This is a genomic window from Glycomyces buryatensis (assembly GCF_004912275.1).
Classification (GTDB): domain Bacteria; phylum Actinomycetota; class Actinomycetes; order Mycobacteriales; family Micromonosporaceae; genus Glycomyces; species Glycomyces buryatensis.
Genome location: NZ_STGY01000030.1, coordinates 13,427 through 33,099 on the forward strand (window position 1 = coordinate 13,427; position 19,673 = coordinate 33,099).

The 19,673-nt window shown below is 70.1% G+C and carries 14 protein-coding genes and 1 riboswitch; of the genes, 5 read left to right on the plus strand and 9 right to left on the minus strand.

Annotated elements, in window-relative coordinates:
• Positions 1-6: 6 nt before the first annotated feature.
• The 8 genes from FAB82_RS08230 to FAB82_RS08265 all read right to left on the minus strand — a co-directional run bounded on the left by FAB82_RS08230 (position 7) and on the right by FAB82_RS08265 (position 12,443).
• Positions 7-2,064 (minus strand): magnesium chelatase subunit D family protein, encoded by a 2,058-nt coding sequence (locus tag FAB82_RS08230; RefSeq protein WP_136534062.1) that lies wholly within the window; start codon positions 2,062-2,064, stop codon positions 7-9.
• Positions 2,061-5,780: a cobaltochelatase subunit CobN gene (cobN, locus tag FAB82_RS08235; protein WP_136534063.1), complete on the minus strand. Its 3,720-nt coding sequence runs from the start codon at positions 5,778-5,780 to the stop codon at positions 2,061-2,063. Before cobN ends, FAB82_RS08230 begins: the two co-directional genes overlap by 4 nt.
• Entirely contained in the window at positions 5,777-7,345 is a 1,569-nt protein-coding gene (locus FAB82_RS08240; protein ID WP_136534064.1) for a cobyric acid synthase, read from the minus strand. The genes cobN and FAB82_RS08240 overlap by 4 nt, the downstream gene beginning before the upstream one ends.
• The gene (locus FAB82_RS08245) at positions 7,342-8,523 is read right to left on the minus strand and encodes a cobalamin biosynthesis protein (RefSeq protein WP_136534065.1); all 1,182 of its coding nucleotides are present in this window, start codon (positions 8,521-8,523) and stop codon (positions 7,342-7,344) included. Before FAB82_RS08245 ends, FAB82_RS08240 begins: the two co-directional genes overlap by 4 nt.
• On the minus strand, positions 8,520-9,101 hold the full coding sequence (locus FAB82_RS08250; RefSeq protein ID WP_168801492.1) for a histidine phosphatase family protein: 582 nt from the start codon (positions 9,099-9,101) through the stop codon (positions 8,520-8,522). The genes FAB82_RS08245 and FAB82_RS08250 overlap by 4 nt, the downstream gene beginning before the upstream one ends.
• The gene (locus FAB82_RS08255) at positions 9,098-9,826 is read right to left on the minus strand and encodes a CbtA family protein (RefSeq protein WP_136534067.1); all 729 of its coding nucleotides are present in this window, start codon (positions 9,824-9,826) and stop codon (positions 9,098-9,100) included. The genes FAB82_RS08250 and FAB82_RS08255 overlap by 4 nt, the downstream gene beginning before the upstream one ends.
• Positions 9,826-10,014: a CbtB domain-containing protein gene (locus FAB82_RS08260; protein ID WP_136534068.1), complete on the minus strand. Its 189-nt coding sequence runs from the start codon at positions 10,012-10,014 to the stop codon at positions 9,826-9,828. The genes FAB82_RS08255 and FAB82_RS08260 overlap by 1 nt, the downstream gene beginning before the upstream one ends.
• A gap of 27 nt (positions 10,015-10,041) precedes the next feature.
• Positions 10,042-10,254: riboswitch (cobalamin riboswitch) on the minus strand.
• 137 nt (positions 10,255-10,391) lie between these two features.
• A complete protein-coding gene (locus FAB82_RS08265; protein WP_211116460.1) occupies positions 10,392-12,443 on the minus strand; it encodes an alpha-galactosidase in 2,052 nt (683 codons plus the stop codon).
• 418 nt (positions 12,444-12,861) lie between these two features.
• Here FAB82_RS08265 and FAB82_RS08270 point away from each other — a divergent pair, with 418 nt between their 5' ends.
• The 4 genes from FAB82_RS08270 to FAB82_RS08285 all read left to right on the plus strand — a co-directional run bounded on the left by FAB82_RS08270 (position 12,862) and on the right by FAB82_RS08285 (position 17,634).
• A complete protein-coding gene (locus FAB82_RS08270; RefSeq protein WP_168801493.1) occupies positions 12,862-14,112 on the plus strand; it encodes an ABC transporter substrate-binding protein in 1,251 nt (416 codons plus the stop codon).
• Positions 14,113-14,217: 105 nt separating this feature from the next.
• Positions 14,218-15,054: a carbohydrate ABC transporter permease gene (locus FAB82_RS08275; protein ID WP_136534077.1), complete on the plus strand. Its 837-nt coding sequence runs from the start codon at positions 14,218-14,220 to the stop codon at positions 15,052-15,054.
• The gene (locus tag FAB82_RS08280) at positions 15,051-15,926 is read left to right on the plus strand and encodes a carbohydrate ABC transporter permease (RefSeq protein ID WP_136534070.1); all 876 of its coding nucleotides are present in this window, start codon (positions 15,051-15,053) and stop codon (positions 15,924-15,926) included. Before FAB82_RS08275 ends, FAB82_RS08280 begins: the two co-directional genes overlap by 4 nt.
• Positions 15,907-17,634, plus strand: coding sequence for a hypothetical protein (locus FAB82_RS08285; RefSeq protein ID WP_136534071.1), 1,728 nt, complete (start codon positions 15,907-15,909; stop codon positions 17,632-17,634). Before FAB82_RS08280 ends, FAB82_RS08285 begins: the two co-directional genes overlap by 20 nt.
• Positions 17,635-17,730: 96 nt before the next feature.
• On the opposite strand, the gene FAB82_RS08290 is transcribed toward FAB82_RS08285, so the two are convergent.
• Positions 17,731-18,717 carry a LacI family DNA-binding transcriptional regulator gene (locus FAB82_RS08290; protein WP_136534072.1) on the minus strand — a complete coding sequence of 329 codons (987 nt, stop codon included), beginning with the start codon at positions 18,715-18,717 and terminating at the stop codon, positions 17,731-17,733.
• Between the two features lie 279 nt (positions 18,718-18,996).
• Between FAB82_RS08290 and FAB82_RS08295 the strand changes: the two genes are divergently transcribed.
• Positions 18,997-19,673 (plus strand): PfkB family carbohydrate kinase (locus FAB82_RS08295; RefSeq protein WP_136534078.1); only part of this gene is annotated, 677 nt, incomplete at its 3' end.

Below are 19,673 nucleotides of genomic sequence, written 5' to 3' on the forward strand. Positions count from 1 at the left end.
GCCCCTTCAGCGGCCGGTGGCGAGTCGAATGGTGCGGGCCAGCGAGCCCGACGCGAAGTCCTGGAGTTCGACGTGGGGCGCGCCCAGGTTGCGGGCGAGTTCACCGGCCAGGCCGGTACGCACGAAGCCGGACTCGGTGTCGATGACCAGGGCGGGGATGTCCTTGGCGGCCAAGAGATTCGCGGCCCGGTGGGCCTCGCCGACGGCACCGGTCCCCGCATTGGCGCGTCCGTCGGTGACGGTGACGAGGAGGGGCCGGCGGTCGGGGTCGCGGCGGGCGTGGCGTTCGATGACGTCGGCGGCGCGGAGCAGCCCGGCGGCGAGCGGGGTGCGCCCGCCCGTGGGGAGGACGGCGAGGCGGCGGTCGGCGAGTTCGACTCCGGCGGTGGGAGGCAGGACGGTCTCGGCGTCCTTGCCGCGAAAGGTGACCAGGGAGACGAGGTCGCGGCGCTGGTAGGCGTCGAACAGGAGTGAGCGGATGGCGCCCTTGACGGCGCCCATACGGCGGCGCGCGCCCATCGACCCCGAGGCGTCGACGCAGAGGACGATGAGGTGGCCCTGTTTGCCGGCGCGGTCGTAGTGCCGGATGTCGGTTCGGTGGATGCCTTTGGACGCCATGCCGTTTCGCGCGGCGGCCGCAATGAGCGTCGGGGATAGCGCCAGGTCGGCGGCTCTCGGCGACTCCCCCGCCCGCAGTGCCCTGGACCTGGCCGCCGCGCCTCGCCTGCTCTTGCCGCGGCTGCGCCTGCCCGACGCGCCGAGTCGGCGCCCGGGCGCGGTGATCAGGCTCGGCGCGGCCGCTGCCGTCGCCGCTTCGACCCGGTTCTGCGGGGCCGGGGCGTGATCGGTGGTGCGGCCCTCCTGCGGTTGGCCTGGGGATTCGGGCTGGTCGGATCGGGTCTCGGGCGGCGGCCCGGCCTGGCGGTCCTGCCGCCGTCCATCGGCCTCGCGGCCGTCACCGTTCGGCGGTGGGCCGGTCGGGTCGGGCCCGTCGCCATCGGGGCCATCGCCGTCGGGTCCGTCCTGATCCGGGCCCTCGTCGGGGTCGTCCGCTTGCGGCGGTTCGGGATCGTCGTCGCCCAGCAGGCGGTCCAGCTCGTCCTCGTCGATCCCCGGATCGTCGAAGGGCCCGCGCCGCCGCCGGTGCGGCAGCGCCAGCAGGCAGGCCTCGCGGACGTCCTCGCGGGTCACCTCGGTCCGCCCGTTCCAGGCGGCCAGTGCCTTCGCGGTGCGGGCGGTGACGATGTCGGCGCGCATGCCGTCGACGCCGAATCCGGCGCACACTTCGGCGATCCGCACCAGCCATCCGTCCGAGAGCACGACCCGGGCGCGCAGATCCGTCGCCTTGATCAACCGCTCGGCCAATTGCTTCTCTTCGGCCGCAAAGCGTTCGGCGAAGGTTTCGGAGTGCGAGTCGTAGCTGAGGCGGCGACGCACCACCTCGGCGCGTTCGGACGCGTCCGAGGGGGCGGCGACCTCGACGGTCAGCCCGAACCGGTCGAGCAGCTGCGGCCGCAGCTCGCCCTCCTCGGGGTTCATGGTGCCGACCAGTTGGAACTCGGACGGGTGGGTGACCGAGACGCCTTCGCGCTCAACGTGATTGACGCCCATGGCTGCGGCGTCGAGCAGCACGTCGACGAGGTGGTCGTCCAGCAGGTTGACCTCGTCCACATAGAGCAGCCCCCGGTGGGCCCGCGCAAGGAGGCCCGGCTGGAAGCTGCGCACGCCGTCCTTCAGGGCCCGTTCGAGGTCGATCGAGCCGATGAGGCGGTCCTCCGAGGCGCCTACGGGCAGCTCCACGAGCGGCGTCCGCATCGTCTTGACCTCGGCTTCCTCGCCGGCGGGGCAGAGGTCGGCGGGTTGGTCGACCGGGCAGTTGTACTCGCAGCCGGCGCGGCTCAGGAGGTCCGGCAGGAGGGCGGCGAGGCCGCGCACGGCCGTGGATTTGGCCGAGCCCTTGGAGCCGCGCACGAGGACGCCGCCGATGCGGGGGTCGACCGCGCCGAGCAGCAGGGCGGTCGTCAGACGGTCCTGACCGACGATGGCGCTGAACGGGTAGTTCACCGGGCGTCCTCTCCGCGGTCTTCAACGGCGCCTTCGGCGTCGAGGTGGGCCTGCTGGATCTGTTCCAGCAGTTCGGGGTCGGGTTCCTCCCACAGGCCCCTTTGGACGGCTTCGAGCAGCCGTTCGGTGATGCCGTGCAGGGCCCAGGGGTTGGAGTCCTCCATGAACTCGCGGTTCTCGTCGTCGAGCACATAGGACTGGGCGACCTTGGCGTACTGCCAGTCCTTGACGACTCCGGCGGTGGCATCGTAGCCGAACATGTAGTCGACGGTGGCGGCCATCTCGAAGGCGCCCTTGTAGCCGTGGCGCCGCATGCTGGCGATCCAGCGCGGGTTGACGACACGGGCGCGGAAGACCCGGTCGACCTCCTGACCCAGGGTGCGCGCGGCCGGGCGCGAGGGGTCGGAGGAGTCGCCGATGAAGGCCTCGGGGGCGGCGCCGGTGAGGTGGCGGATCGCGGCGATCATCCCGCCGTGCTCCTGGAAGTAGTCGTCGGAGTCGAGGATGTCGTGCTCGCGGGTGTCGGTGTTCTTGACCGCGACCTGCACACGTTTGAGGTTGGCGTGCAGGTCGCCTCGGGCCTCGACGCCGTCCAGACCGCGGCCGTAGGCGTGCCCGGACCAGACGGTGAAGACCTCGGCCAGGTCGGCGGTGTCGCGCCAGTTGCGGGCGTCGATGAGCGGCAGCAGGCCCGCCCCGTAGGCGCCGGGCTTGGCACCGAAGATCCGCGCGGTGGAGCGGCGCCGGGCCTGGGCCTGGGGTACGCCCTCGCCGCGCAGCCGCTCCTCATCGTCCAGCGCGTGGGCGCGCACGAAGTTCTGGTCGAGCGGTTCATCCAGGGCCGCAACGGTCTCGACCGCGCGGTCCACGAGGGCGACGAGGTGCGGGAAGGCGTCGCGGAAGAATCCGGAGATGCGGACGGTCACGTCGATGCGGGGGCGGCCGAGCGCTTCGAGCTCTATCACTTCGAGGCCGGTGACGCGGCGGGTCTCCTCGTGCCAGACGGGGCGGACGCCGAGGAGGGCGAGGATCTCGGCGATGTCGTCGCCGTGGGTGCGCATGTTCGCGGTGCCCCAGACGACGATGCCGACGGTCTCGGGCAGGCTCCCCTGCCGCTCCCGGTGGGTCTCCAGCAGGGCGTCGGCGAGTTTGACCCCGACCGGCCAGGACAGCTGGCTGGGCAGTCCCTTCGGGTCGACGGAGTAGAAGTTCTTGCCGGTGGGAAGGACGTCGAGGCGCCCGCGCGTGGGCGAGCCGGAGGGACCCGCCGGCAGGTATTCGCCGTCGAGTCCCGACAGGAGGCGGTCGATCTCGGCGGCCGACGCCCGCACTCGCGGCACGACCTCGGTGCAGGCGAAGCGGAGCACCTCGATGATCGATGCGGACTCGCGTCCGAGGACTGCGGCGACGGCGGCGGGCACGGCGCCGGAGTCCCAGCCGGTGCCCGCGACCGCTTCGACCAGGGCGGTGGTGAGCGCGTCGATCCGGTCGAGCTCCACGCGTTCCAGGGCGGCCTCGTCCAGTCCCGCGTCCGCCGCGACGGTGGCCCGCAGCGCCGGCATATCCCCTTGGGGCAGCCGCAGAATGGCCTTGACCAGACCGCGCAGCTGCTCGCCTTCCGGTGGGGCGCCGAGGATGTGGAGGCCGTCGCGGACCTGGAGGTCCTTGATCTCGCACAGGTGCCCGTCGACGTGGACGATGAGGTCGCCGAAGTCGTCGGCGTCCTCGGGCATCTCGGCCACGTCGAGGTCGCGGGCGATCTCGGAGTCGACCATGAGCTGCCAGACCTTTTCGCGAATCGCGGGAAGCTTGGCGGGGTCGAGCAGTTCGAGTTCGGCGTATTCGTCGAGGAGCTGTTCGAGCCGGGTCAGGTCGTCGTAGGTCTCGGCCCGCATCATGGGCGGGACCAGGTGGTCGACGATGACGGCGTGGGCGCGGCGCTTCGCCTGGGTGCCTTCGCCGGGGTCGTTGACGACGAAGGGATAGAACAGCGGCACATCGGTGAGCGCGGCGTCGGTGGCGCATTCGGCGGAGAGGCCGACGCCCTTGCCCGGCAGCCATTCGAGGGTGCCGTGCTTGCCGACGTGGACGATGGCGTCGGCGCCGAAGATGCGGGTGAGCCACCAGTACGCCGCCAGGTATTGGTGGGTGGGCGGCAGGTCGGGGTCGTGGTAGATCGCGACGGGGTCGTCGCCGAAGCCGCGCGGCGGCTGGATCGCCAGGACGACGTTGCCGAGCCGGAGGGTGGCGGTGACCAGGTGGCCGCCGTCGGGGGTGAGCAGCACCTCGCCGGGCGGCGGACCCCATTGCTGTGCAACGGATTCGCGCAGCGCCTCGGGCAGGCGCTTGAACCAGGTCTGATAGTCCTCGACCGGGAGTTTCGCGTCGGCGGCGGCGAGCTGGGCGTCGGTGAGCAGTTCGGCGTCGAAGCCGCCGCGGTCGATGAGGGCGTGCATGAGCGCGTCGCCGTCCTGGAGGAGCTTTTCGTCCACGTCGCCGAGGTCGTAGCCGGTCTCCCGCATGCGCCGCAGCAGCGCCGTGCAGGAGGCCGGGGTGTCGAGGCCGACGCCGTTGCCGATGCGGCTGTGCTTGGTCGGGTAGTTCGAGAGGACGAGGCCGATGCGCTTGGCGGAGCGGGGGACCCGGCCCAGGCGGGCGTGACCGAGGGCGATCCCGGCGACGCGTTCGGTGCGTTCGGCATCGGGCCGGTAGCGGACGAGGGGGCCGCCGATGCGGTCGTCGTCCGCGGTGACCTCCTTGAAGGAGAAGGGGACGGAGATGATGCGCCCGTCGAACTCGGGCAGCGCGATCTGCATCGCCGTGTCCATCGGCGAGAGGCCATTGGTGCTGGCGGCCCAGGCGTCGCGGTCGCCGGTCGAGGCGAGGGCCTGGATGACGGGGACGCCGAGGCGTTCGAGCGCGGCGGCCTTCCAGGTCTCGGCGGTGCCGTGAACAGCGGTGCCCTGGGCGGCCGAGGCCCCGCCCATGGCCAGCACGGTCACGACGAGCGCGTCGGGTTCGATCCCGGCGTCCTCGAGCATCGTCAGCAGGCCGACGCGGCCCTCCGCGTCCGGCCGCAGGGAATAGCAGTGCAGCCCGATCGCCTGGGCCCCTTGGGCTTCGATCGCGCCGATGAGGGCGTCGACGAACTCGGTATTGCCGCTGACGAGGTGGGAGCGGTAGAAGACGACGCCGATGAGCGGCCGGTCCGGGTCGATCGCGGCCAGCGGGTCGTCGCGGCGGGGGTGGTAGACGCCGTGCTCGGGCAGTTCGGCGGGCGGTTCGAAGCCCAGGCCGGTGAGCAGCAGCGTGTCCGAGAGGAACCGCAGCAGCCGCTCGGTATTGTCGACGCCGCCCAGCCGCAGGTACTCGAAGGCCTGGGCGACAACGGCGGTGGGCGCGGTGGACAGCGCCGTGAGCTCGGCGTCGGGCGCGCCCTCGCCGGAGAGCGCCAGCAGCGGAATGTCGGCCTCGAGGCACAGGCGCCGCAGCGCATCGAACAGGTCGGGGAACGCGGCCCGGCCGCCCAGCAGCCGCACCACCACGGCCTCCACGTCGGCCAGCGCCTCGTCCAGCCAGAACTCGGGATCGTCCTGCGGCGCACGGGCGGGATTGAGGGCCCGCACGGCCGGCGCGCCCTCCGGCAGGCGGTCGACCGCGCCGGCCGCCGCCAGGATCTCGGTGTCGGCGGTGGTCAAGAGCAGGATGGTGCTCATCGGGGTCCCCCTGGGTTCGATTGCGGCAAGGTGCGCGGCGCCGGGGCGCCGCCGGGCGGTGCGACCGGCAGGCCGGGAGGTGCGCCGTCGGCGAGCAGGTCCTGCAGCGCCTTGACGTCGAGATGGTCGGCGACCAGGTCGCCGAGGCGGTCGAGACGGCGTTCCCGAACGGCCGCAAAGGATTCGGAGCCGGGTTTCCAGTCGAGCCCGGCCGCGTCCGCGACCCGCGCGAGGAAGGCCCGACGTGCCTCGTCGTGTTCGAGGACGCCGTGCCAGCTGGTCCCCCACACCGAGTCGCCGATGCCGCTGACGCAGCCCTCGTCCCGGCCCGCGTCGTCGCGCAGCCAGGCGCGACCGCCGTCGACCTCCGGGCGGCCGTGGCGGATCGAGTAGCCCCCGGCAATCGCGCCGCCGAGCCCGGGCGCGGTCCCGGTGTGGTTCGCGAGAGTCTTGTCCGCCGCGAACACCGTGGTCACCGGCAGCAGGCCGAGCCCGTGCACGGTTCCCTCCCCCGACTCCACGTCGTCGATGATCCGGTGTCCAAGCATCTGGTAGCCGCCGCACACGCCCAGGATCGGTCGGCCGGCGCTCGCGCGGGCAATGATCACCTCGGCCAGGCCCGTTCGGTGCAGCCAGCGCAGGTCGCCGACGGTGGTCTTGGTGCCGGGCAGGACGACCAGGTCGGCGCGGCGCACGTCGTCGGGACCGGCCGTGTACCGGACATTGACGCCGGGTTCTGCGGCGAGCGCGTCGACGTCGGTGAAGTTCGAGATGCGGGGCAGTCGGACCACCGCGACCTCGATGGAGTCCGTCCCGATTGGTTCGGTGAAGGGCAGGGGTCGATCCAGGGAGAGGGAGTCCTCGGCGTCGAAGTCGAGTCCGTCCAGATGCGGGAGAACGCCGAGGCAGGGGCGGCCGGTGAGTTCCGTGAGCTGTTCGAGGCCGGGTTCGAGGACGGCCCGGTCGCCGCGGAAGCGGTTGATGACGAACCCGGAGATCAGGGCCTGGTCGGCCGGTTCGAGCAGCGCGAGGGTGCCGTAGAGCGAGGCGAGCGCGCCGCCCCGGTCGATGTCGGCGATGAGGACCACCGGCATGTTCGCGGCGCGGGCGAGGCCCATATTGGCGAGGTCGTGGGGGCGCAGATTGATCTCGGCGGCGCTCCCCGCGCCCTCGCAGACGACGGCGTCGAACCGTCTCTTGAGGTCGTTCAGGGCGTCGAGCACGGCGGGCATGAGGGTGTGGCGGCGGGAGTGGTAGTCGCGGGCCCCGGCGTCGAAAGCGGGTCGGCCCATGACCACGACCTGGCTGCGGCGCTCGCCGGTGGGTTTGATGAGGATGGGGTTCATGGCGGTCTCGGCCGGAATCCCGCAGGCGGCGGCCTGGGCGGCCTGGGCGCGCCCGATCTCCCCGCCGTCGGCGGCCACGGCGGCATTGAGAGCCATGTTCTGAGCCTTGAAGGGCGCCACGGAAACACCCGAGCGCATAAGGTGGCGGCACAGACCCGCGGTGATGACGCTCTTGCCGACATCGGAGGCGGTCCCCGCCAAGAGAATCGCGCCGCTCATCGAGCACACCTCCTGTCGGACCCTCGTGCCGGTCTTGAATCGGGGGTGCTCAGCGAGTCCGATTTAACCGCATACGCCGCGAACCGCCGTCCCCTGCGCGTCCTGTCGGACCCCGGTGCCAGCCTTGAGCCGGGGGTGCTCAGCGCGCCCGATTTGATAGCAATCGCCGCGAACCTCCGCTCTCGACGAGCCGCCCCAACCCCGACCGCCACCGCCGCGGCGCCGATCGCGCTGGCCGCACTCACGGCGGCCGCCAGGCGGTTCGCGCGCCGCAGATCCGCGACCACCGGGGCGGGGCCGTCGCCCAACGCCGGTCGGGAGTCGGTATGCCCGGCATACCGATTCTCGCCGCCGCCGAGGGTCACATCGAGCGCGCCCGCGAAGGCGGCCTCCACCTGTCCGGCATTCGGACTCGGGTGATGCCCGCCGTCGCGAAGCCACACCCGCGCCGACCGCCGAGGCGAACCGCCGACCAGCGGTGCCAGCGCCGTGGTCAGGAGTGCGGCGAGGCGGGCCGGGGCCCAGTTGGCGGCGTCGTCGAGTCTGGCCGCGGCCCAACCGAATCGGCGGTATCGCGGCGACTTGTGGCCGATCATGGCGTCGAGCGTATTGGCGGCCCGGTATCCGGCGAGTCCGGCCGGTCCGCCGATCGCGCCCCAGAACAGCGGCGCCACAACCGCATCCGAGGTGTTCTCGGCGACCGATTCGAGCGCGGCGCGCACGAGTTCGGCCTCGCTCAGGTTCGACGGGTCGCGTCCGCACAGGGACGGCAGCCTGCGCCTTGCGTCTTCCAGGTCGCCGCGTTCGAGCGCGTCGGCGATCCCGGCGGCCTCGCGGCGCAGGCTGCGTCCGCCGATGACGGTCCAGACGAGCGCCGCGGTGAAAGCGGTGCGGGCCCAGGTCGATCCGGCCAGGCGGCGGTCGGCGGCACCGGCCAGCGCGGCGGTCGCGGTGACGAGCGCGCCGGTGTGGAGCGTCCCGACCGCGCGCGAGTCGCGGTGGGTGTGCCGTTCCATGGCGGCGGCGAGGGTTCCGAATCCCGCCACGGGATGCCCGCGCCGGGGGTCGCCGAGCGCGAGGTCGGCGGCGTATCCGGCGAGGATGCCTAGCGCGACCGCGCGACCTGAGCTCAGTGCGGCCGCGCGGCCTCCGTGCTTCCCGGCCGCCTTCCGGCTCATCGCAGGCTTCCTTCCGGATCGGCGTTCACGCGACGCACCGTCCAGGTCCCGTCCCGGCCGTACAGCACGGTCACCGAGCACGGTGCCACGTCCAGCCGCCAGAACGCGGTCTCGGGCGCGTCGAGCGCGGCCACCAGCGCGGCCTTGATCGGGCCGCCGCTGGTGAAGACCACCGTGTCGCCGCCCGGCACGTCGAGTTCGGCCATCGCCTCGCGGACCCGCTTGTTCAAGTCCCCCAATGATTCGCCGCCCGGCGGAGCTGATTCGGGGTCGGCCAGCCAGGTCGTCAGCCCGTCGGGGTCGCGTTCCCCGATCTCCTTCAGGGTCGCTCCCGACCAGTCACCGAAGTCCAGTTCGGACCATCGCGGGTCGGGGGCGGCCGCGAATCCGGCCAGTTCGGCGGTGCGTCGGCACCGCCGCGCCGGGGCGGTCACGGCGTGGTCGGCTTCGAGCTTGCCGCGGAGCGCGGCGGCTTGGGCCTCCCCCGCCTCGTCCAGCGGTTCGTCGCGCGGGAAGGCATGACGGCGGGTGGCGGCGGTGAGGGCGTGGCGGATCAGGGTGAGCTTGGAGAAACTCACGCGGTCTCCCTCCGGGCGGCCCGGTGCCACAGCCAGCCGAAGCCGACGGCGAGTCCGAGCCACAGGATCGCCTGCGTCCCGATCGAGGCCAGGCGGAAGTCCCACAACAGATCCGCGGGCACTTCCACCGGGTCGCCGTTCGCGGGCAGGGCGAGGAACATGCCGCCATAGACGCAGGCCGCAATCGCGCCGATCAGCAGCTGCCGCGGCACATCGTCCCAGTCCTTGCGGCGCAGCCACTTCGAGACGAACCGCAGCCCGATCGCCACCGCGACCGAAGCGGCTATGGCGACGAGGAACCAGGTGGTGCGGGCGTTCACGGTCTCGGGATCGCCGACGCCGGGCGGATTCGCCGGGTACTTCAGCGCCGGGAACAGCGCGACGGCCGCCCAGGTCGCGAGCCCGAAGAGCAGTGCGGCCCTCCAGCGATCGCCCGAATCACGCGCGAGCAGCCTGAAGGCGAGCCCGAACAGGCCGCCATAGGCGGCGCCGAGCAGGGCGGAACCGACCGGCAGGAGCGCCTGCTGGGCGGTGCGGGAGACGGCGAATTCCTCGCCGTGGTCGTGGGCGGCCTCGGCCGGGTCGTGGGCAGCGGCGTGCGCCTGCTCCTCGAGGGCGATGGCCTCCCCGAGGGGGACCTCTCCCCAAAGCAGTGCGAACACGCCGGCCAGCAGACCGGCCAGCAGCCCCGCCGCGAGTCCGCGGCGAACGCTGTCGGTGAGCATCAGTGGCAGGGGAACCCGAGCAGGTGGCGGGCGTCGTGGAACGCCTCGTGCAGCACGGGAGCCCCGCCGGTCAGCGCGCCTTGTTCGAACGCGACCAGGAACACCAAGGCGCCCAAGGCAAAGAGAGTGAGCGCGATCCGGCCCCAGTTGGGGGCGGTTTCGGGCGCCACAGTGGTAAGGGCAGTCATTTCGACCTCCACGGGGATCCGCGTCCCCTCAGTCGTGACGGTGGCTCCAGTGTTCTGGCTCCCGGATCAGCGCCGCCCACCCAGCCTTCCCGCACCCGAAGGTCCAGTGGCTGCACTCTGTCCGGCCAGGGCCTTTGCAAGGCCCCAGGGTGGTCGACTCCCCGAATACAGTGGCGGGACCGCCGCAGAGTCACACTGCGTTCCTGATCGCCTCCGTCAAGGAAACCTGAACTTACTACACGACCCGCTCTGCGGTCCACCCCCATGACGAGCAGATGCCGCCGTCGACTCTCATCGGTCTCGGCCCGCAGCTGGGACTACGGGGCCTTCCGGTGCCGGGCACTGCACGGCATCCGGGAGGCCCCGCGTCTCCTTCATCACCGCACCGCGAAGATCCGGGCGACGGGTCCGGCGGGCACCTCGACCACCGGCGCGCCTTCGGCCGTGCGAATCTTCCACTCCGGCAAGGCGACCGGATAGACCTGCTCCCAGGTTCGTCCGCGCAGCCCCGGCAGCGTGATCTCCGCGGCCTCGCCGCGCGACCACAGCGCCAGCAGCGACTCCGAACCCGCGTCCAGTTGCAGCGCGATCACGTCGTCGTCCCAGCCCGGAAGGCCCAGCGGCCACACCGGGTGCGCCTCGGCGATGCGGTGGCGCCAGTCCTTGTGGAGCGCAACGGCTTCGCGCACCAGCGCCGAACGTTCGGCGCTGAGCCCGCCCAGGAACCCGGAGAGGTAGAGCCGGCCCATGACGCCCGCCGTCATCGCGAACGCCGTCTCCTCGATGCTCATCGACTCGGCCGGATAGGCCCAGTTCCCGGCCTGCTCGGGGGTGACGCTCGCGGGCGCGGCGGCGGCGATCGCCGCGTACCGCCGGAAGTCCTGCTGGTCGCTGGTGGACTGGAGGTGCGCCACGGACAGCAGGTTGTAATCCATGCGCATCCCGCCCGAGGAACAGCTCTCGAACAGCACCTCCGGGTGCCGCGCTTGGGCGTCGCTGAGCCAGTCGCGGAAGGCCCGGGTGTGCCCCAGGAGCCCGGCCCCGGGCCCGTCGGTGTCCACGTCGGTGCCGACGCCCGAGTTCACGTTGTAGTCGAGCTTGAAGAACTCGATCCCGAACTCTGCCACGAGCCGGTCCACGGCCTCGTCCAGATGGGCGCGCGCCGCCGGGTGCCGGAAGTCGAGCTGGAAATGCCCGGTCTCGCTGACGCGCTGGCCGAACCGCCGGAAGAAGGCCTCCTCGGGCAGCTGCCGCCCCGCCGCCGCCTGCTCGCCGACCGCCTCGGGTTCGAGCCAGATCCCGGGTCGCATCCCCTTGGCGCGGATCGCCTCGATGAGCGAGATGAGGCCGCCGGTGAACAGCCCGGGGACCTCGTGCCAGTCACCCGAATCCGTCCACCAGTTGCCAGTGCCGTACCACCCGGCGTCGATGCAGAAGTACTCCGCGCCCGCTTCCGCCGCCGCCTCGATGAGCGGCAGTTCCTTCTCCGTCGACGGACCGGCCATGAGCGTGTTCATGAAGTCGTTGTAGACCAACGGAAGCCGCGCATCCACCGGGCGCATTTCGCGGATCGCGCGCCGGTAGTCGGTGAGCGCCGCGAAGGCCGCGTCCCGCCCGCCGTCCGCGACGCAGAACCCGGCGGGCACCGTCGTGAACTCGTCGCCGGGAGCCAGGCGCCGAGCGAACTGGTGGTAGAGGTCGGTCGGGCCGTACACGCCGATGGTGACCATGCCTTCGTTCTGCGACGCCTCCCAGTGCCAGCCCGCGCTGGTCTCGACCTGCCACGCGATCGAAGGCCCGTCATTGATCGCGAGGACCCCGGTCGGCAGGTACTCGCCGCTCGAGAAGGACCCGTGGCTGGTCACCGCGAAGTTCCCTCGATTGCGCCGGCCGTGGAACTCCGGGTTGACATTCGGCAGCAGCTCCGCGATCGGACGCTGCTGCCAGCGCCCTTCGGCGAGCCATTCGCTTTCGCCCCAGAGCAAGTCGTGCGCCCCCTCCGGGACGGACACGAGGCCGGAGCTCACATTGAGGAGCATGAGCTCGTTCTCGGAACCGTTGCGAACGGTGTGCCGGATCTGGACCCCCGGCCCGGCCGCCCGGAAGACGCTGGTCACTTCGAGGCCGCTCTCCGGTTCGTGCTGGCGAATCCGCAGCTCGTCGCCGACCACTTCGTGACCGGTGTATCGCAGCCGCAGCCCGGCCCCCCAGAGCAGGAGGCTCTGGTTGTGGCGGGCGCGTTGCTCTCCGGCGGTGCTCACGTCGACGATCGCCGTGGATGCGGCAATCGACGGGGCGTCGGGGCCGGTCGCCCAGTGGACGAGCCGGACGGGGTGGTCGTCACCGTGGTCGAACCGCAGGTGCAGTCCGGGGGGAGCCCACTCGATGGCGGGTTCGCGGTCGCGGTGCTGCGGGTCGGTCGATGTCACTATATTTCTCCACTTTGGATCATTGCGTACATACGAGTCAACGAACCAAGCTATCCGCAGGCCCGGGCGAACACAAGAGCCGAAGCCACAAAAGTCCGATGAATCTGACTCACACTTTGATCAAATCGATGAATGCATCGGTCTATTTACCCTCAAACATGGCATCAGAATCAAACCCGGGCCAACACTCACCTCGATAGATTTGATGTTTCCGCTGCATGCCTTCCATATGAACCGGACCCCGGCGACGAGGACTTTTTATGACGGTTTGCTAAAGATCGGGGTAAGCGCTTGACAAATGGGACTTGGGGTTGATAGACATGGCGACTAGCGCGCGCAAGTACTCGTTCACATGGGAAGAGACGTCCATCGGCGGGAAGCGCCACACCCTCCATCCCCCAATCGAAGTGAGAGCTCAATGAAGAGACGACTCGTGATCGCGGTCGGCGCGGCATTGCCCGTCAGCGCCTGCGGATTCATCGGCGGCGGCGAAGACACCGACGACGGCACCCTCCGGTTCTGGCTCTCCGGCGACGCCAACCAGGGCGGCGGATTCCAGCACATGGCCGAGAAGTACGAAGAGGAGACCGGCGTCAAGGTCCAGATCGACGACGTCCCCTACGACGACTTCGACACCCGGCTGCGCAACGCCGCCCAGGCCGACGGCCTCCCCGACCTGGCCCGCCTCACCACGATCGACCCGATCTGGCTGAACCAGCTCCAGGACCTGAAGCCGATCGCCGAGGAAGCCGGCATTATGGAACACCTCCTGGTGGAGAACGGGGAAGGCGCGATCCCCACGCTGCCGACCGACCTCACCGCCGTCGGACTGTTCATCAACAAGAGCCTCTTCGACGAGGCCGGCGTCGCCTACCCGGCCAGCGCCGACGAGATCTGGACCTGGGACGAGTTCATCACCGCCCTCGAAGAGGTCCAGACCGGAACCGGCGCCCGCTACGGCATGGTCATGGACGCCTCCTCCCACCGCCTGCGGTCCTTCATGTACCAGTTCGGCAGCGACGGCTTCGTCAAGGGCGACGACTGCACCTTCACCACCGACGACCAGGCCGCCACCGCCCTGGAGTTCTTCGCGGACATCAACGACGACAAGATCATGCCGCGCTCGGTGTGGGTCTCGGGCGACGACCCGAACGCCCTGTTCAAGAGCGGCCAGGTCGCGGCCTACTACTCGGGTTCCTGGCAGGTCGCCGACTTCAACCAGAACATCACCGACTTCGAGTGGGCCTCGGTCTACATGCCCGCCCAGGAGCGCCGCGCCACCAACGCCGGCGGCGGCCGCATGGTGGCCTTCAATGGCGCGAAGGCCGAGGCGGCGTACGACTTCATCACCTGGCTCTTCAAGAGCGAGAACTACATCGAGCTGTCCGAGACGTCCGGCTTCCTGCCCGTGATCGAGGGACTCGACATCGACTACGGGGACTCGCAGGCGAGCTTCGACGTGTACAACGACGAGATCGCGAATTCCGACCCGATCTCCAGCTACCAGGAGAGCTCGCAGCTGGAGATGGTCTATTCAGGCCAGACCCAGACGTCCGAGGGCGACGCGGTCACCGACGAGGCGATCAAGCTCGCCAACGGGGAACAGGACGTCCCCACGACGATCCAGAACATCCTCGACACGCTCAACGAATCTCTCAGCTGCGAGTAGATCTTGACCGTCACCGCGACCCAAGAGGAGCGGCGCCCCGCGCCCGCCGCCGCGCCGAGTAAGCGCTCGGGACGGCGGCGGGTGCAGTACCGCACCGCGCCGCTCATGCTCGGCGGCATCAGCATCGTCCTGTTCCTCATCTTCTTCGTGTGGCCCGGAAGCCTGGGCCTGCTCTACTCCTTCACCGACTACTCGGGAGTCGGTACCTACGAGTTCGTCGGCCTGGAGAACTACCAGAACCTCTTCGGCGATCCGACGTTCTACGAGGCCCTGACACGCACGCTCGTGTTCGCCGCGCTCAGCGTCCCGCTCATGTACGTCATGTCCCTGACGATCGCCGCGCTCCTGGTCAGCAACTACACCAAGGGCAAGGCCGCCGCGAAGATCATCTTCTTCTTCCCGTGGCTCATCTCCCCCATCGTCGCCGGTGTCATCTGGCGCTGGATGTTCGGTGAGAGCTTCGGATTCGTCAACTACGTCATCACCACGCTCGGGGCCGATCCGCTGGCATGGCAGACCGACGCGGATCTGGCGCTGATGGTCGTCGTCATGGCCGGGACCTGGGGCGGGACGGCGTTCAACATGCTGCTGTTCATCGCGGCGCTGAAGAACGTCCCGCGCGCCTATTACGAGGCCGCCGAGCTCGACGGGGCGAACGGGTGGCAGCGGTTCCGCCACATCACCCTGCCGTGCATCGCGCCGACCTCGTTCATGGTCGTGCTGCTGTCCTCATTGGGCGCCATGAAGGAGTTCGCGATGGTGCAGTCGCTCAACGGCGGCGGTCCCGGCACCTCCAACACGTTCCTGATCCAGTACATCTACGAGACCGGCTTCGGCAAGGCGCAGGTCGGATACGCCAGCGCGGTCTCCATGGTCCTGCTGGTCATCCTGCTTTCCATTGCGCTGCTGCAACTGTGGGTCAACCGGAGGCGAACCGTATGAGCGCCCTGACGAAGACCCGTCCACCGGCGACTCGCAAGTCCCGCAGGACTCGCGAGGCCGCCAGCGCCATCCCCATGTCCACGTTCATGTGGGCCCTGGCCGCCCTCTACGCGTTCCCGCTGATCTGGTTCCTGCTCAGCGCGTTCAAGCCCGGCAGCGAGCTGTTCACCTACCCGCTCACGATCCTGCCCGAGGACCCGACCACGGCCGGGTTCGAGCAGGCCTGGGATCGGTTCGACTTCGCCCTGTACTTCTCCAACACGCTCGCCGTGGCGGTGACGACCACCGTCCTGACGGTCTTTGCGAGCGCCATGACCGGCTATGCGCTGGCGAAGTACCAGCAGTACCGGTGGGTGAAGGTCTTCTTCGTGTGCCTCCTGGCGACCACGATGCTCCCGACCGAGGTGATCCTGTCGCCGACGTTCGTGGTGATTCGCGACCTGGGCATGTACAACACGATGGCCGGTCTGGTGGTCCCGTCGATCCTGACGGCGACCGGGGTGTTCATGTTCCGGCAGTTCTTCGTGTCCATTCCGGACGACCTCATCGAGGCGGCGCGGATCGACGGCGCGCGGGAGGTGGGGATCTTCTTCCGGATCATGCTGCCGATGTCGCGCCCGATCATCATGACGCTGGCGATCTTCTCGTTCCAGTGGCGTTGGAACGATTACATCTGGCCGCTCATCGTCGTCGGCGAGCAGCGCAAGTTCACGTTGCAGATCGCCTTGCGCAGCATCGTGGGCGCGGAGAACATCGACTGGCCGCTGCTGCTGGCGGCGTCGGTCCTGTCGATCCTGCCGCTGGTGCTGATCTATCTGGTGTTCCAGAAGTACGTCATGAACGAGGATCTGAATGCGGGACTCAAGGACTGAGACGGACTCGCGGTTCGTCGCCCTCGTGACCGAGGCGGCGGACGCGCACGCGAAGCAGGTGTTGGACGGGGCTGCGAGTGTCACGGCCGGTCCCGTCCACCACCGAAAGGTCATGTGGGACGTGGGGGCGCTCGTCGCCTGCTGCGTGAATCCGGGCTCGGCCCTGCACGGATCGGAGCGGGCGGCCGCGGCGGCACTGGGGCTGGCCGAGTACCTGGAGTCGATGCAGGGCCCGGAGGGTCTGTTCGACGGCGAGAATCTGGCCTCACCGCCGGACACGGCATTCACGATCAACGACCTGTGCGACGCGTATGCGCTGCTGAACGGGACCGCCGATCCGTTGCTGGGCAAGGTCGCCGCGGCCTTGGAGCGGATCGCGGTGGCGGCGGCGCAGCCGCTGCTGCACGGCGGGGTCCACACGCCGAACCACCGCTGGGAGCTGTGCGCGGCGCTGGCGCGACTGCACCGGCACTGGCCGGACGAGCGGCTGGTGGCGCGGGTCGACCAGTGGCTGGCCGAGGGCGTGGACATCGCGGCCGACGGCATGTACTCGGAGCGCAGCGCCATCTACGCACTGTACGTCTCGAACCCGTCATTGACGGCGATCGGCCTGGAGCTGGACCGGCCGAAGCTGCTGGACGCGGTGTGCCGCAACCTGGAAGCGATCATGGGGACGACGCTGCCGGACGGCACGGTCGAAACGGTCCACTCCAGACGGCAGGACCAGCGGGGCACGATCGACCTGACCGGGTTCCTGATGCAGTTCCGGCGCTTCGCGATCGCGCGCGACCGGGGCGATTTCGCCGGTGCGGTGGCCGAGATTCTGGAGTCGCCGCTGGCCGACCCGGCGCGCGCGTTGACGGAGATCCTGCTGGATCCGGCCCTGGCCGGACCGGTGCCGCAGTCCGTGCCGAGCGGTCCGATCCGGGCGCTCTTCCCGTCATCGTCGCTGGCCGTGGTGCGCGACGGGGTCTTCTACGCCAGCGTGTACGGCGGCTCGGACTACGCCGAGCAGGGCCGCATCCGCTCGGGGCTGGCCTCGAATCCGACGTTCCTGCGCATGGCGGGCGGCGCGGCGGTCCTCGATGCGGTGCGGCTGTCGCGGGACTTCTTCGGCCTGGGCCCCTTCCGGTCCGACGGGCTCAGAGCGGACGATGACGGGACGCTGTTGCTGCGGGAGACGGTCAGTGCGTCCTACTACGGGCCGCTCCCCGACTCCAGTCTCCGCTCCGACGGCGACTACGAGCTGGCCGACGAGGGTCGCTTCTCGGCGGCGATGGACTTCGCCCGTCGTCCGTCCACAGAGGTGGAAATGACGACGCGACTGCGGGTGCGCATCGCCGACGGGGCGGTCGAGCTCACCTGCGAGGCGGACCCGGCCCGGGTTCGCCAGACACTCGAGCTCACCTTTAAGGCGGGGGGCGACCTCACCGGAGTCCGCGAGGCGTCCGTGACGGGATGCCAAGAGCCCGAAGGGAACGCCTTCGCATACCGATGCGGCGAGGACATAATCGAGGCGACGGTGAACGGCGCGGCCCCGGGGCCGGCCGGCACGCCCGCCTACCACCCCGGCGAGGACTACACCCACCTGTCCGGCACCGACGCGATCGACGGAGCCAAAGTCCACATTCCACTGGGTAGCCACGGCCCCACGACGGTTCTCCTAAAGCATCGAACCGCGTCCCGAACCGCGGATTCCGAGGAGTGAAGGCGCGCAAGGCGACCGCAAGTTTCTAGCGCAGTCGGTATCGGCGCCTCGGACAACGGTCGGGCAAAGCCGTGCTCCCCTTCGAGACGAGCCCGCTCAGTGCTCGGCCCGTGGCGGCCCGGTGGTGCCGCGGACGACGAGTTTGGAGTCCAGGACGACCTCGCGGGAGTCCAGGCCGCCCTGTTCGAGGCGCTCGACGGCGCTGCGCACCGCGTACGTGCCGATCCGATCGGCGTCCTGGCGGACGGTCGTCAGATCGAGCTGCGACAGGTGCGAGAGGTGGCTGTCGTCGTAGCCGACCACCGAGACCTGGCCGGGCACGTCGACGCCTCCGCGGCTGAGCGAGTGGATGAGCCCGAAGGCGCAGCGGTCGTTTCCGGCGAGCACGGCGGTGGGCAGGTCGTCCTCGCCGAGCAGCAGCTGCCCGGCGTCGATCCCCGCGTCCTCGGTGTGGTGGCCGGGGATGACGCGGATGAATTCGTCGAGCTTGTGGCGGCGCATGGCGGTCCGATAGGCGCGGCGCCGGTCGACCGAGCCCGACTCCCGGTCGCCGTCGATGTGCACGATGCGGCGGTGCCCGAGTTCGACCAGGTAGTCCACGGCCTGCCGCACGCCCTTGCCCTCGGCGGTGTGGACGCTGTCGAGCATGGCCCCGGCGAGCCGGCGGCCGACCAGCACCGTGGGCACGCCCGCCGAATACCGTTCGAGCTGCGCCGCGTCCGCGCTGCTGCCGAGCAGGATCAGCGCCTCGCAGCGGTGGTCGAGGAGGGCGCCGACGGCCTTGCGCTCATCGCGGCCGGGCGTGGTCGCCGAGAGCAGGACGTCGTAGCCGAGCCGTTCGGCCTCGGGGTAGATGGCCTTGATGAGGTCGACGTGGAACGGCTGGTCGACGTTCATCATCACGCCCAGAGCCCGGCTGCGGCCCCTGGCCAGCAGCTGGGCCGCGCTGTCGGGCCGATAACCCAGCTCGTCGGCGATGCGGAGGATGCGCTTACTGGTTTCGGCCCCGGCGCCCGGTTTACCCCGGAGGACGAGAGAGACGAGGGTGCGCGACACGCCGGCCTGCGAGGCCACGTCGTCCATCGTCGGACGGTTTCGAGGCGCCGGGGAGGAGGACCCCACCTCGCGTTGCGAGGGAACGCCGTTCGTCATCCCTGCTCCTCCATCGTTCGGTCGCAAGCGTATTTCAAGTTGGTTCGAGCCTTGACGCCCACCTCCGGCCACTACTATAGTCCACAACACTGAAGCGCGTTAGTAGAGCGCGACAGTCGAGCGCGAGAATTCGGCGATTCACAAGGAGGTGCGCCAGTGACCGCGACGCAGCCGCAAGCGGCCCACGGCGACGAATACGACGTCGTCACGATGGGCCGAGTCGGCGTCGACATCTATCCGCAGCAGATCGGTGTCGGTCTCGAGGATGTCGAGTCGTTCAGCAAGTTCCTGGGCGGCAGCCCGACCAATGTCGCCGTCGCGGCGGCCCGCTACGGGCACCGGTCCGCGATCATCACCAAGACCGGCGCCGACCCCTTCGGCCTCTACATCCATCAAGCGCTGCAAGGCTACGGCGTCGACGACCGGTACGTGACCACCGCGGCGGACCTGCCGACCCCCGTGACCTTCTGCGAGATCTTCCCGCCCGACGACTTCCCGATCTACTTCTACCGCGAGCCCAAGGCGCCGGACCTGGACATCCGGCCCGATGAACTGGACCTGGACGCGATCCGGGCCGCGAAGGTCTTCTGGGTGACCGTCACGGGCCTGTGCCAGGAACCGAGCCGTTCGGCCACGCTGGCCGCGCTCGAAGCGCGCGGCAAGCGCGGCATCACGGTCCTCGACCTGGACTACCGCCCCATGTTCTGGTCCTCCCGTGAGGAGGCGCGCGAGCAGGTGCGTCGAGCGCTGCCCCATGTGACCGTCGCCGTGGGCAACCTCGATGAATGCCAGACCGCCGTCGGCACCCGCGAACCGTTCGCGGCGTCCGAGGCGCTGCTGGAGGCCGGGGTGTCCCTGGCCGTGGTCAAGCAGGGCCCCAAGGGAGT